Origin of the sequence: Pseudomonas sp. KB_12 (assembly GCF_052114545.1) — a bacterium.
Classification (GTDB): Bacteria; Pseudomonadota; Gammaproteobacteria; order Pseudomonadales; family Pseudomonadaceae; genus Aquipseudomonas; species Aquipseudomonas brassicacearum.
In genome coordinates, this window is record NZ_JBFREY010000031.1 from 1 (window position 1) to 12,334 (window position 12,334).

Genomic DNA, 12,334 nt, shown 5'->3' on the forward strand with positions numbered 1-12,334 from the left:
AATCAAGGACGTCACGGATTACATTGTGCGGTTCTACAATGAACGACGAATGCATTCATCGTTAGACTATTTGCCGCCCAATCAGTACGAGCGGCAAACAGCCTGAAAACACCGATTGAGGTGTCCGGAAAAAGTTGACCACCTCAAACTGGACGACCGCAATCGCGAGCAAGCTTTGCTCCCACAGGCAGATCAGCGGGCTTGCGGTATAGTCGGCTGACGCTCCCCACTCAAGCCCCCCAATCATGAAACACACCACCGAAGACCTGCACACCATCACCGCCACGACCCTGGGCCATTACAACGCCGTGGCAGAAAGCTTTCGCGAAGGCACCCGCGATCACGATGTCAGCCAGAACATCGACGCCTTGCTGCGCCATATCCAGGGCCAGGCACCGCTGCACATCCTGGATTTGGGCTGCGGCCCGGGGCGCGACCTGCGCACATTCACGGCCATGGGCCATGTCGCGGTCGGCCTCGACGGTTCAGAAGCGTTTGCCCGGATGGCGCGCCAGGACAGCGGCTGTGAGGTGTGGCAACAGGACTTCCTGGAACTCGACCTGCCGGCCGAGCGTTTTGACGGGATTTTCGCCAACGCGGTGCTGTTTCATGTGCCTGTCCAGGAACTGCCTCGGGTGCTCAAGCAACTGCACGCCACGCTCAAGCCCGGCGGCGTGCTGTTCTGCTCAAACCCACGGGGCGAAAACCAGGAGGGCTGGAACGGCCAGCGCTTCGGCGCCTACCACGACCTCGCGGCCTGGCGCACGCTGCTTGGCGACGCCGGCTTCGTCGAACTGGAGCATTACTACCGACCGGCTGGGCTGCCGCGGGAACAACAGCCTTGGTTGGCGAGTGTCTGGCGTAAACCTTGAAGACCAATCCCTCGTAGGAGCTGGCGAAGCCTGCGATCTTTTGATCTTTCGCTTGAGATTCAAGCGTCCTTGGAAAGATCGCAGCCTCGTTGCACTCGTCAGCTCCTACCGACCCAACCACTTCTGCGACAACTTCTCCAACCGTCCGTCATCCTTGATACGCGTCAGGGCGTTGTCCAGGCTGGCCTTGAACGCCGGGTTGCCCTTCTGGAACGGAATCACCAGGCTCGGCGCCGGTTCGCTCTTTTTTTCTGGCTGGAATGACTGCGCCATGACCAGCGGGCGTGGCGTCTCATCCTTGCTCGCCAGCAGTTGTGCATCCGGATGGCTGTAAACGGCGCTGGTGTCGAAACGTTCCGCCAGTTCCGGGGTCATTGCTATGTGGTTGATGGCGACGTCGTACTTGCCGCTCTCCACACCGCTCATCAGGTCCCCGGCATCGGTGACCACGAAGTCGGGGCGTACATCGAGCTCACCGGCAAGCATTTCGCCCAGTTCCACTTCGAAACCGGTGAGTTTGCCGTCTTCCTTGAAGTTGAAGGGCGCGGTGTTGGCCTCGAGGGCAATGCGCAGTTCGCCACGGTCATTGATGTCATCGATCAGTTCGGCATGAGCCAGGGGACTCAAAAGGGGTAGCAGGCAAATCAGGCCAGGCAGAAAGCGCATGGTCACTCCTTTGTATTTATACAAGCGACGCTCGTTTCAGGCTCGCTTTGCTATGGTTGTTGCAGGCTTCGACAACGATTGGTCATGAAGTTGTCATGGCCAGGCGGATTTCATGGAAAAACTGGAGAAAAAAATGAAAAGCTTTATGTCTCGTGCTGCGTTGGCCGGCCTGTTACTGGGCGCTTCAATGCTGGCAAGCGCCGCGACGCCTGCGCCCGAAGGTGCAGAAGTGTTCATCGTTTCCCCCGCAGACGGCGCCACCGTCGCCCAGGAATTCACGGTCAAGTTCGGCGTCAAGGATATCGCCCTGGCCCCGGCCGGCGATGTGACCAAGAATACCGGCCATCACCATTTGCTCATCGATGTCGACAAACTGCCTGCCGCTGGCGCGCCGATTCCAAACGATGCCAACCACATGCACTTCGGCAAGGCACAAACCCAGGCCGACATTAAACTGGCCCCAGGCAAGCACACCTTGCAATTGATCCTGGGTGACAGCGGCCACATGCCGTTCGATCCGTCGATCGTGTCCGAGAAAATCACGGTGAATGTGAAATAACACGTACCGGCTGACGCAACACAAACACCCACAAAATTCATGTTTGTCAGGCAAAAAAAAACGGGAGCCCCTTGCGAGGCTCCCGTTTTTTATTGCAAGCCAGGCTAGCTTAGAACAACACGCGGCAACGAATGGTGCCGTTGATGTGCTGCAGCTTCTCTTGCGCCAGGTCCGAGTATTCGGCGTCGACGTCGATCACGACGTAGCCGACTTTCTCGTTGGTCTGCAGGAACTGACCGGAAATGTTGATACCGTTTTCGGCGAAGACCTTGTTGATCTCGCTCATCACACCCGGGATGTTTTCGTGGATGTGCAGCAAACGGTGCTTGCCAGGGTGTGCCGGCAGGGCCACTTCCGGGAAGTTCACGGACGATACCGAAGTACCGTTGTCGCTGTACTTGACCAGTTTTTCCGCCACTTCCAGACCGATGTTGGCCTGGGCTTCAGCAGTGGAACCGCCGATGTGCGGGGTCAGGATCACGTTGTCCAGGCCACGCAGCGGGCTTTCGAAGATGTCGTCGTTGGAGCGTGGCTCCACCGGGAACACGTCGATGGCGGCGCCGATCAGGTGCTTGTCCTTGATCGCGTCGGCCAGGGCGTCGAGCTTGACCACGGTGCCACGCGCGGCGTTGATCAGGATCCCGCCCTTCTTGATGGCACGGATTTCCTTCTCGCCGATCATCCACTGGGTGGCAGCGGTTTCCGGCACGTGCAGGGTCACGATGTCGGACATGCCCAGCAACTCGTGCAGGTTGTTGACCTGGGTAGCGTTGCCCAGGGGCAGCTTGGTCACGGTGTCGTAGAAGAACACCTGCATGCCAAGGCCTTCAGCCAGTACCGACAATTGGGTGCCGATCGAGCCGTAACCGACGATACCCAGCTTCTTGCCGCGGATTTCGAAGGAGTTGGCCGCGCTCTTGATCCAGCCGCCACGGTGGCAGGAAGCGTTCTTCTCCGGGATGCCGCGCAGCAGCAGGATCGCTTCGGCCAGCACCAGTTCGGCAACGGAACGGGTGTTGGAGTACGGCGCGTTGAACACCGCGATGCCGCGCTCGCGCGCCGCATTGAGGTCAACCTGGTTGGTGCCGATGCAGAAGCAGCCGACCGCCACCAGTTTCTTGGCGTGGTCGAAGATCTCTTCGGTCAATTGAGTACGGGAGCGAATGCCGATGAAGTGAGCATCGGCGATCTTTTCCTTGAGCTGGGCTTCCGGCAGAGAACTGGTGATGTACTCGATGCTGGTGTAGCCCGCCGACTTGAGGACGTCGACAGCCGATTGGTGGACGCCTTCGAGAAGAAGGAACTTGATCTTGCTCTTATCGAGAGAAGTCTTGCTCATCTGCGTAAACCTGTGTCCCGGAGAAAAATGGCAGGGAATCGGACAGCGCATGCTGGCCCGACCGGCGTGACAGCCGTCGCCGCAGAACAGCCGTTGGGCACTACGCTGCGGGGTCGGTATGCTAGCATATGCACCCCGCTAAACACTCATTCCTGCGACGTGAAGCGTTCTCAGGATGACCATGAATTGTTCGAGAGTTCTGTCGATGACCAATCCTGCCGTGATAGATGAGCTGAAGACCCTGGTTGAGCCTGGCAAGGTCTTGACCGATGCCGACTCCCTGAACGCTTACGGCAAGGATTGGACCAAGCATTTTGCCCCTGCGCCTTCGGCCATCGTTTTTCCCAAGACCACCGAGCAAGTCCAGGCCATCGTGCGCTGGGCCAACGCGCACAAAATCGCGCTGGTGCCATCGGGCGGACGTACCGGGCTTTCCGCCGCAGCCGTGGCGGCCAACGGCGAAGTGGTCGTGTCGTTCGACTACATGAACCAGGTGCTCGACGTGAACCTCACCGACCGCACCGCGGTCTGCCAGCCTGGCGTGGTCACCAAACAACTGCAGAACAAGGCCGAAGAACATGGCCTGTACTATCCGGTAGACTTCGCCTCGGCCGGTTCCAGCCAGATTGGCGGCAATATCGGCACCAATGCCGGCGGGATCAAGGTCATTCGCTACGGCATGACCCGCAACTGGGTAGCGGGCATGAAGGTTGTCACCGGCAAGGGTGACCTGCTGGAGCTGAACAAGGACCTGATCAAGAACGCCACCGGCTACGACTTGCGGCAGCTGTTCATCGGCGCCGAGGGCACCCTGGGCTTCGTGGTCGAGGCCACCATGCGCCTGGACCGTGCGCCGAAAAACCTCACCGCCATGGTGCTCGGCACACCGGACTTCGATTCGATCATGCCGGTGCTGCACGCCTTCCAGGGCAAGCTGGACCTGACCGCCTTCGAATTTTTCTCCGACAAGGCCCTGGCCAAGATCCTCGCTCGCGGCGACGTGCCGGCACCGTTCGAAACCGAGTGCCCGTTCTACGCGCTGCTGGAATTCGAAGCCACCACTGAAGAAGTCGCCAATCACGCCCTGGAAACCTTCGAGCATTGCGTGGAGCAAGGCTGGGTGCTGGACGGCGTGATGAGCCAGAGCGAAACCCAACTGCAAAACCTGTGGAAGCTGCGCGAATACATCTCCGAAACCATCTCCCACTGGACGCCGTACAAGAACGATATCTCGGTGACTGTCTCCAAGGTTCCGGGTTTCTTGCGGGAAATCGACGCGATCGTCGGCGAACACTACCCGGACTTCGAAATCGTCTGGTTCGGCCACATCGGCGACGGCAACCTGCACCTGAACATCCTCAAGCCGGAAAACCTGAGCAAGGATGAGTTCTTCGCCAAGTGCGCGACCGTGAACAAATGGGTCTTTGAAACCGTCGAGAAGTACAACGGCTCGATTTCCGCCGAACACGGCGTGGGCATGACCAAGCGCGACTACCTGACCTATAGTCGTTCACCTGTGGAAATCGAGTACATGAAAGCGGTGAAGGCGGTATTCGACCCGAACGGCATCATGAACCCGGGCAAGATTTTCGCGATTTGACGCCTAAAAACACCTGATGAATCCCAGAAGCAGGAGTCGGTAATGAGCTATCAGCACCAGTATGTCGACGGTACGCGTATTCATTTCCCGGTAGGGAAAGTGGTGTGCATTGGCCGCAACTACGCCGAACATGCAAAGGAACTGGATAACCCGGTACCCACCGAACCCTTGCTGTTCATCAAGCCGGGCAGTTGCGTGGTGCCGCTGGAAGGCGGTTTCAGCATTCCTGCCGACCGTGGCTCGGTGCACTACGAGGCGGAAATAGCCGTGCTGATCGGCAAGCCGCTGTCCACCAAGCCCAGCGTTGAAGAAGTACTGGACGCGATCTCCGGCTTCGCCCCGGCCCTGGACCTGACCCTGCGGGACAAGCAGGCCGAGCTCAAGGCCAAGGGCCTGCCGTGGGAAGTGGCCAAGTCCTTCGACGGCGCGGCGGTGCTCGCACCGTTCGTGTCGAGCGGCACCTTTGCCGACCTGACCGACATCCCCGTTCGCCTGACCATCAACGGTGAAGTGCGCCAGGACGGCAACAGCAGCCTGATGCTCAACCCCATCGTGCCGATGATCCAGTACATGGCCGGCTGCTTCTCGCTGCAGGCCGGCGACGTGATCCTCAGCGGCACCCCGGCAGGCGTCGGGCCGCTGAATGCAGGCGATGAGCTGGTACTGGAGTTGCCGGGGGCGAGCCGCTTCGAAAGCAGCGTTCGTTAACGGTTAAACCTGTGCTCCCCTGTGGGAGCGAGCTTGCTCGCGATGAGGCCATCACATCCAACATTGATGTTGGCTGACACACCGCTATCGCGAGCAGGCTCGCTCCCACAGGGGACGGATGGAGGCCTGTCCCGCCATTTACCGTTTTTTTCACATGCCATCCGGATAATTCCGGGGAATGCGGCATCTGAGCCAGCCACTCCCCTAGCCGAATTTTCTGGAACGCATTCCCCGATGGCCAAAACCCAAGCACTGTCTGCCGCCAAACCCGCCCGCCGCTCCCGCTTCGCCCTGCCCTGGTATGCCTGGTCGCTGCTGGCGGTGGCCGCTGCCTATGGCCTGGCGTTTGCGATGCATTGGGACGACCGCGGCCTGCTTTGGCTATCGGAACACTTCCAGAGCCCAGCCGAGCGCCAGGCGAGCATCTGGCTGCCGGACTACCAAGCCGTGATCGACGCCAAGCCGCTACCCGGCATGGAGAAGGACGAGGCGTCCGATGTGACCTACAACCCGCAGACCAAGACGCTGTTCGCCGTCATGGGCAAGAACCCGTTCCTGGTGGAACTGACCCTGCAAGGCGATGTGCTGCGCAAAATGCCGTTGGTGGGCTGGAGCAACCCCGAGGGCGTGGCTTATATGGAAAACGGCCTGCTGGCTATCACCGACGAACGCAATCACACGTTGACCATCGTCCACGTTGGTGCCGATACCCGCGAACTTAACAACGCCGACTTCCCCCGCTATGACCTCGGCCCATCCAAGAACCAGAACAAAGGCTTCGAAGCGATCGTCTGGGACCCGCGCAACCAGCAACTGGTGCTCGGGGAGGAACGCCCGCCGGCGCTGTTCACCTGGAAAAGCGATGGTAGCCAATTGCTCAAGGGCGACAAGCAAATCCATGTCAGCAATGAACTGGACCTGCGCAACCTCTCGGCACTGGCGATCGATCCCCGCACCGGTCACATGCTGGTGCTTTCGGCCGACTCCCATCTGCTGCTGGAACTGGACGAAAAAGGCGAGCAGGTCAGCTTCATGACCTTGCTGGGCGGCTTCAACGGCTTGAAAGACACAATCCCTCGTGCCGAAGGCGTCACCGTCGATGAGGCCGGCAATCTGTACATGGTCAGCGAACCAAATCTGTTCTATCGTTTCGAAAAACAGCGCTGACAGCACTAACTCTGTAGGATAAATCCTCCTTCGTTGTAGGGTGTGGCACACAGCCATTAAGCTTCAGTTCAGGCAGCCGTGGTATTTCCACGCACCTGTTCTTATCCGAGCCCACCCCAACATGCGTCGACTCGCCCGCCCCAAACCCTTGATCCTGATACTGCTGACGCTGGTGCTGATCTTCCTGATTGCCGCCGGCCAGCATCTGCGCCTGTTCGAACGCGCCTGGTTCAACCTCAACACCCTCTGGCGAACCACCAGCGAACAGGCCATCGCCCTGGACCAATACCGAGTCACGGTCGAGGCGCAGGTAATCGACGGCCTGGACGATGACGTTTCAGCGCTGACGTTCGATCCCATCCGCAAAAGCCTGTTCACCGTCACCAATAAAAATGCCGAGCTGGTCGAGTTGTCGCTGGATGGCAAGATTTTGCGGCGCATCGCCCTGATCGGCTTTGGCGATCCGGAGGCGGTGGAATTCATCAGCGAAGACATCTACGTCATCACCGACGAGCGCCAGCAGCGCCTGATCAAGATTCGCCTGGAAGACGACACCCAATTCCTCGACGCCGCCGAAGCCGAACAGATGACCCTGGGCGTGCACATGAGCGGCAACAAGGGTTTCGAAGGGCTGGCCTACGATTCGGTGGGCAAACGCCTGTTCGTGGCGAAGGAACGCGACCCGATGCTGATTTATGAAGTGCATGGGTTTCCCCATCACAATCCGGAAAAGTCCTATGCAGTCCATGTGATCAACAACCCCAAGCGCGATGCCGGGCTGTTCGTACGCGACCTCTCAAGCCTGCAATATGACGAACGCAGCGGCCATTTGCTGGCGCTGTCCGAGGAGTCGCGGCTGATTATCGAATTGGATATCGACGGCCGGCCGTTGAGCACGCTGTCGTTGAGCAAGGGCCGCCAGGGCCTGCAAAAAACCGTGCCCCAGGCCGAAGGCCTCGCCATGGACGACGATGGCAACCTGTATCTGGTGAGCGAGCCGAATCTGTTCTACGTGTTCAAGAAGCCGCAGCCCGATTGATAGGCAAAAGATCCCTGTGGCGAGCAATTCTGATCACTCAAGACTGGCCTGTATCATTGTGGCGAGGGAGCTTGCTCCCGCTTGAGTGCGAAGCGCTCACAAAAAAGGGCTGCTGCGCAGCCCAGCGGGAGCAAGCTCCCTCGCCACAAGTGTGCCAGCACATCATCGGATCAAGCCTTGAGGGTCTTCACCCCTTCAGGGGTCCCCAGCAGCAGCACATCCGCCGGACGCGCCGCGAACAAACCGTTGGTGACCACGCCCACGATGGCGTTGATCTGGCTTTCCAGTTCCACCGGGTTGGTGATCTGCAGGTTGTGCACATCGAGGATGATGTTGCCGTTATCGGTCAACACGCCTTCGCGATACACCGGGTCGCCGCCCAGTTTCACCAGTTCGCGGGCCACATGACTGCGGGCCATCGGGATGACTTCCACTGGCAATGGGAACGCGCCAAGCACCGGCACCAGTTTGCTGGCGTCGGCGATGCAGATGAAGGTCTTGGCCACGGCCGCGACGATCTTCTCGCGAGTCAGGGCGGCGCCGCCGCCCTTGATCAGATTCAGGTGCGCGTCGCTTTCATCGGCGCCGTCGATGTAGAACTCCAGGTCGCTCACGGTGTTGAGCTCGTACACCGCAATTCCGTGGCCCTTGAGGCGCGCGGCGGTTGCTTCGGAGCTGGCGACCGCGCCGTCGAACGCGCCCTTGTGTTGCGCCAGCGCGTCGATGAAGCAATTGGCCGTAGAGCCGGTGCCAACCCCGACGACGCTCTTGTCATCCAGCTTCGGGAGGATGAGGTCGACGGCGGCCTGGGCCACGGCCTGTTTGAGTTGATCCTGGGTCATGCGGGCTCCGAAAGCGGGCAGGAAGTAAAGAGGGCCGCGAGTATAACCCAACAAAACCTTGGGATTCGTGTGGTCGCCCAGCTAAAAGCCGGGTTAGACTCCTTGGCCCTGCCCAACCCGCTCAGTGATGCTTTCCGATGCTCGAACAGTACGTCAAAAAGATCCTCACCTCGCGCGTTTACGACGTTGCCGTAGAAACCCCGCTGCAGACCGCTCGCCAGCTCTCCGAGCGGCTGGGCAACAGCATTTTGCTCAAGCGCGAAGACTTGCAGCCGGTGTTCTCGTTCAAGATTCGCGGGGCCTACAACAAGCTGACCCAGCTCAGCGACGAAGAGCGCGCACGCGGCGTGGTCACGGCTTCGGCGGGCAACCACGCCCAGGGCCTGGCCCTGGCGGCCAAGGTACTGGGCGTCAAGGCCACCATCGTGATGCCCAAGACCACCCCGGAAATCAAGGTCGAAGGCGTGCGCTCGCGTGGCGGCAAGGTGGTGCTGCACGGTGACTCGTTCCCCGAAGCCCTGGCCTATTCGCTGAAACTGGTCGACGAAAAAGGCTACGTCTACATCCACCCGTATGACGATCCCCACACCATTGCCGGGCAGGGCACCGTGGCGATGGAAATCCTGCGCCAGCACCCGGGGCGCCTGGATGCGATCTTCGTCCCGGTGGGCGGTGGCGGGCTGATTGCCGGGATCGCGGCCTACGTGAAATACCTGCGCCCGGACATCAAGATCATCGGCGTCGAGCCGGACGATTCCAATTGCCTGCAAGCGGCCATGGCCGCTGGCGAGCGCGTGGTCCTGCCGACCGTGGGGCTGTTCGCCGACGGCGTCGCCGTGGCACAGATCGGCCAGCACACCTTCGACATCTGCAAGCACTACGTGGACGAAGTGATCACCGTCAGCACCGACGAGATCTGCGCTGCGATCAAGGATATCTACGACGATACCCGCTCGATCACCGAACCTGCCGGCGCCCTTGGCGTGGCTGGGATCAAGAAATACGTCGAGTCGCGGGGTGTCAGCGGCCAGACCCTGGTGGCCATCGACTCCGGTGCCAACGTCAACTTCGATCGCTTGCGCCACGTTGCCGAACGCGCCGAACTGGGCGAGGGCCGCGAAGCGATCATCGCCGTGACCATCCCCGAGAAGCCGGGCAGCTTCAAGGCGTTCTGCGAAGCCGTCGGCAAGCGCCAGATCACCGAATTCAACTATCGCTACAACACCGGCAGTGAAGCGCACATCTTCGTCGGCGTGCAGACCCACCCGGAAAACGACCCGCGCAGCGCGCTGATCGCCAGCCTGACCGAACAAGGCTTCCCGGTGCTGGACCTGACCGACAATGAACTGGCCAAGTTGCACATTCGCCACATGGTCGGCGGGCATGCGGCCCATGTCATCGACGAAGTGGTGCTGCGTTTCGAATTCCCGGAACGCCCGGGCGCGCTGTTCAACTTCCTCAACAAGCTGGGCGGGCGCTGGAACATCTCGATGTTCCACTACCGCAACCATGGCGCGGCGGATGGTCGTGTGGTCGCCGGACTACAGGTGCCGCACGACGAGCGCCACCTGGTGCCGGCTGCCCTGGAAGAAATCGGCTACCCATACTGGGATGAAAGCGATAACCCGGCCTATCAACTGTTCCTGGGTTGATAAAGCCGGGCTAGGCTGTGAGCAAGACTTGAGGAAAATCCAACAATGGAAACATTGACTGCGCTGAAGATCGCTCACGTCGTCGCCACCGTACTGCTGCTGGCGGGTGCCCTGGGGCTGGCCGCCTGGGTCTGGCGCACACGCCGCAACGGCGATGCCACGGCGGCGGCACGCACGCTGCAACGTCCGCGGCTGTTCATCTGGCTGGTGATGATCCTGGCCCTGGCAAGCCTGCCCTTCACGGGCTGGTGGATGGTGCATCAGGTTGGCTGGTCGCTGGGGCAGACCTGGCTGCTGGCTTCCAGCGTGCTCTACACCGTGGCGGCGCTGGCGGGGTTCTGGCTGGTGGTGCGACTGAACAAATTGCGCAAGACGCCGGGAGGTAGCGGGAAGTTTACCTTTGCCTTGGCGCTGTTCAGTGTTGTCTGCTTTATCGCCATTGCGGGGTTGATGGGGGCCAAGCCGGTTTAAAACACAGTCTGTGGGAGCAAAGCTTGCTCGCGATTCTGTGGGAGCAAGGCTTGCCCGCGATTGGCTTTACGCGATGCAAAGGTACGTATGCCAATCGCGAGCAAGCTTTGCTCCCACAGTTCAATTGCGCAACGAAATCACCGGCCAACCCCGCTTCTGGGCCTCGGCCCGAAGATTCGGATCCGGATCCACCGCCACCGGATGCGTCACCACCTCCAGCAGCGCCAGGTCATTCATCGAGTCGCTGTAGAAATAGCTGCCGTCAAGCGAATGCCCGGTCTCTTCCAGCCAACGGTTCAGCCGGGTCACCTTGCCCTCGCGAAAGCACGGGACATCCGTGCTGCGTCCGCTGTAGCGCCCGTCGATCATCTCGCACTCGGTGGCGATCAGGGTCTCGACGCCCAGGCGCTCGGCAATCGGCCCGGTGACAAAGCGGTTGGTGGCGGTGATGATCACCAGCTTGTCGCCAGCGTCACGGTGTTTTTCCAGCAATTCGACGGCCTGGGGCAACACGATCGGCTCGATGCAGTCGCGCATGTAGTCCAGGTGCCACTGGGCCAGCACGTCCATTTCGGTACGGCCGAGGATTTCCAGGCAAAAATTCAGGTACTCGGCGTTGTCGAGCTTGCCGGCCAGGTAATCCTGGTAGAACTCGTCGTTGCGTGCCTTGTAGGTGACAGCGTCCAGGAAACCGCGCTCGCACAGGTAATCGCCCCACGCGTGGTCGCTGTCGCCGCCCAGCAATGTGTTATCCAAGTCGAATAAAGCCAGCCGCATTGCAGTTACTCGCTGAAAAATCTGAAGAAAGGCGTCCAGAATACGGACTTTTCACAAGAGTGCACATAAGCTAGGCGGGCTCGTTGCTGCTTTCACAACCTTTGTGGAACAATGCGGCGACATGCGTTTGCGAGGTTGTTGCCGTGATCGACCCCGATGGTTTCCGCCCCAATGTGGGGATCATTCTTACGAATGATGCAGGGCAGGTGCTATGGGCTCGCCGTATCAATCAAGACGCCTGGCAGTTTCCTCAGGGCGGGATCAACCCCCAGGAGACGCCGGAAGAGGCCTTGTACCGCGAGTTGAACGAAGAAGTGGGGCTTGAGCGAGAAGATGTCGAAATACTCGCCTGCACCCGCGGCTGGTTGCGCTATCGTTTGCCGCAACGCCTGGTCAGGACGCACAGCCAACCGCTGTGCATCGGCCAGAAGCAGAAATGGTTTCTCCTGCGCCTGATCTCCAACGAGCAGCGGGTGCGGATGGATTTGACCGGTAAACCGGAGTTCGATGGCTGGCGCTGGGTCAGCTATTGGTATCCGTTGGGCCAGGTGGTGACATTCAAGCGCGAAGTGTACCGACGCGCTCTCAAAGAGCTTGCCCCGCGCCTGCTGACGCGCGACTGACGACGGAGTTCGACCCCGA

General features: G+C 60.1%; 14 protein-coding genes. 10 read left to right on the top strand and 4 right to left on the bottom strand.

Annotation, left to right across the window (positions count from 1 at the left end):
* Positions 1–106, top strand: a 106-nt coding sequence (locus AB4Z20_RS21930; RefSeq protein ID WP_442090604.1) for an IS3 family transposase, incomplete at its 5' end; no start/stop codon positions are given.
* 139 nt (positions 107–245) lie between these two features.
* Positions 246–872, top strand: coding sequence for a class I SAM-dependent methyltransferase (locus tag AB4Z20_RS21935; RefSeq protein WP_442090585.1), 627 nt, complete (start codon positions 246–248; stop codon positions 870–872).
* 105 nt (positions 873–977) lie between these two features.
* On the opposite strand, the gene AB4Z20_RS21940 is transcribed toward AB4Z20_RS21935, so the two are convergent.
* Positions 978–1,538 (bottom strand): transporter substrate-binding domain-containing protein, encoded by a 561-nt coding sequence (locus AB4Z20_RS21940; RefSeq protein ID WP_214511002.1) that lies wholly within the window; start codon positions 1,536–1,538, stop codon positions 978–980.
* Positions 1,539–1,671: 133 nt separating this feature from the next.
* Between AB4Z20_RS21940 and AB4Z20_RS21945 the strand changes: the two genes are divergently transcribed.
* Positions 1,672–2,097 (top strand): DUF4399 domain-containing protein, encoded by a 426-nt coding sequence (locus AB4Z20_RS21945; protein WP_253470892.1) that lies wholly within the window; start codon positions 1,672–1,674, stop codon positions 2,095–2,097.
* A gap of 109 nt (positions 2,098–2,206) precedes the next feature.
* Here the strand turns inward: AB4Z20_RS21945 and serA are convergent, their stop codons facing one another.
* Complete coding sequence (serA, locus tag AB4Z20_RS21950) at positions 2,207–3,436, bottom strand: phosphoglycerate dehydrogenase (protein WP_003186856.1); 1,230 nt, start codon at positions 3,434–3,436, stop codon at positions 2,207–2,209.
* Between the two features lie 205 nt (positions 3,437–3,641).
* Here serA and AB4Z20_RS21955 point away from each other — a divergent pair, with 205 nt between their 5' ends.
* The 4 genes from AB4Z20_RS21955 to AB4Z20_RS21970 all read left to right on the top strand — a co-directional run bounded on the left by AB4Z20_RS21955 (position 3,642) and on the right by AB4Z20_RS21970 (position 7,950).
* The gene (locus tag AB4Z20_RS21955) at positions 3,642–5,036 is read left to right on the top strand and encodes an FAD-binding oxidoreductase (protein WP_253470890.1); all 1,395 of its coding nucleotides are present in this window, start codon (positions 3,642–3,644) and stop codon (positions 5,034–5,036) included.
* A gap of 42 nt (positions 5,037–5,078) precedes the next feature.
* The gene (locus tag AB4Z20_RS21960; RefSeq protein WP_214511005.1) at positions 5,079–5,744 is read left to right on the top strand and encodes a fumarylacetoacetate hydrolase family protein; all 666 of its coding nucleotides are present in this window, start codon (positions 5,079–5,081) and stop codon (positions 5,742–5,744) included.
* Positions 5,745–5,978: 234 nt separating this feature from the next.
* Positions 5,979–6,911 (top strand): SdiA-regulated domain-containing protein, encoded by a 933-nt coding sequence (locus tag AB4Z20_RS21965; RefSeq protein WP_253470888.1) that lies wholly within the window; start codon positions 5,979–5,981, stop codon positions 6,909–6,911.
* A 121-nt stretch (positions 6,912–7,032) separates the two neighbouring features.
* Positions 7,033–7,950 (top strand): SdiA-regulated domain-containing protein, encoded by a 918-nt coding sequence (locus AB4Z20_RS21970; RefSeq protein ID WP_253470886.1) that lies wholly within the window; start codon positions 7,033–7,035, stop codon positions 7,948–7,950.
* A gap of 170 nt (positions 7,951–8,120) precedes the next feature.
* Here AB4Z20_RS21970 and rpiA read toward each other — a convergent pair whose 3' ends face one another.
* Positions 8,121–8,792: a ribose-5-phosphate isomerase RpiA gene (rpiA, locus tag AB4Z20_RS21975; RefSeq protein WP_253470885.1), complete on the bottom strand. Its 672-nt coding sequence runs from the start codon at positions 8,790–8,792 to the stop codon at positions 8,121–8,123.
* 137 nt (positions 8,793–8,929) lie between these two features.
* On the opposite strand from rpiA, the gene ilvA reads away from it, so the two are divergent.
* Entirely contained in the window at positions 8,930–10,444 is a 1,515-nt protein-coding gene (gene ilvA, locus AB4Z20_RS21980) for a threonine ammonia-lyase, biosynthetic (protein WP_214511008.1), read from the top strand.
* Between the two features lie 45 nt (positions 10,445–10,489).
* Positions 10,490–10,915 carry a DUF2269 family protein gene (locus AB4Z20_RS21985; RefSeq protein ID WP_214511009.1) on the top strand — a complete coding sequence of 142 codons (426 nt, stop codon included), beginning with the start codon at positions 10,490–10,492 and terminating at the stop codon, positions 10,913–10,915.
* A 120-nt stretch (positions 10,916–11,035) separates the two neighbouring features.
* Here the strand turns inward: AB4Z20_RS21985 and AB4Z20_RS21990 are convergent, their stop codons facing one another.
* On the bottom strand, positions 11,036–11,692 hold the full coding sequence (locus tag AB4Z20_RS21990; protein WP_442090586.1) for an HAD family hydrolase: 657 nt from the start codon (positions 11,690–11,692) through the stop codon (positions 11,036–11,038).
* 143 nt (positions 11,693–11,835) lie between these two features.
* Between AB4Z20_RS21990 and AB4Z20_RS21995 the strand changes: the two genes are divergently transcribed.
* Positions 11,836–12,315 (top strand): RNA pyrophosphohydrolase, encoded by a 480-nt coding sequence (locus AB4Z20_RS21995; RefSeq protein ID WP_003186867.1) that lies wholly within the window; start codon positions 11,836–11,838, stop codon positions 12,313–12,315.
* The last annotated feature ends 19 nt before the right edge of the window (positions 12,316–12,334 follow it).

Bases quoted from the DNA above. Each gene is read 5' to 3' on its own strand.
- AB4Z20_RS21935 (WP_442090585.1), top strand. From the start codon at position 246: ATGAAACACACCACCGAAGACCTGCACACCATCACCGCCACGACCCTG.
- AB4Z20_RS21940 (WP_214511002.1), bottom strand. From the start codon at position 1,538: ATGCGCTTTCTGCCTGGCCTGATTTGCCTGCTACCCCTTTTGAGTCCC.
- AB4Z20_RS21945 (WP_253470892.1), top strand. From the start codon at position 1,672: ATGAAAAGCTTTATGTCTCGTGCTGCGTTGGCCGGCCTGTTACTGGGC.
- serA (WP_003186856.1), bottom strand. From the start codon at position 3,436: ATGAGCAAGACTTCTCTCGATAAGAGCAAGATCAAGTTCCTTCTTCTC.
- AB4Z20_RS21955 (WP_253470890.1), top strand. From the start codon at position 3,642: ATGACCAATCCTGCCGTGATAGATGAGCTGAAGACCCTGGTTGAGCCT.
- AB4Z20_RS21960 (WP_214511005.1), top strand. From the start codon at position 5,079: ATGAGCTATCAGCACCAGTATGTCGACGGTACGCGTATTCATTTCCCG.
- AB4Z20_RS21965 (WP_253470888.1), top strand. From the start codon at position 5,979: ATGGCCAAAACCCAAGCACTGTCTGCCGCCAAACCCGCCCGCCGCTCC.
- AB4Z20_RS21970 (WP_253470886.1), top strand. From the start codon at position 7,033: ATGCGTCGACTCGCCCGCCCCAAACCCTTGATCCTGATACTGCTGACG.
- rpiA (WP_253470885.1), bottom strand. From the start codon at position 8,792: ATGACCCAGGATCAACTCAAACAGGCCGTGGCCCAGGCCGCCGTCGAC.
- ilvA (WP_214511008.1), top strand. From the start codon at position 8,930: ATGCTCGAACAGTACGTCAAAAAGATCCTCACCTCGCGCGTTTACGAC.
- AB4Z20_RS21985 (WP_214511009.1), top strand. From the start codon at position 10,490: ATGGAAACATTGACTGCGCTGAAGATCGCTCACGTCGTCGCCACCGTA.
- AB4Z20_RS21990 (WP_442090586.1), bottom strand. From the start codon at position 11,692: ATGCGGCTGGCTTTATTCGACTTGGATAACACATTGCTGGGCGGCGAC.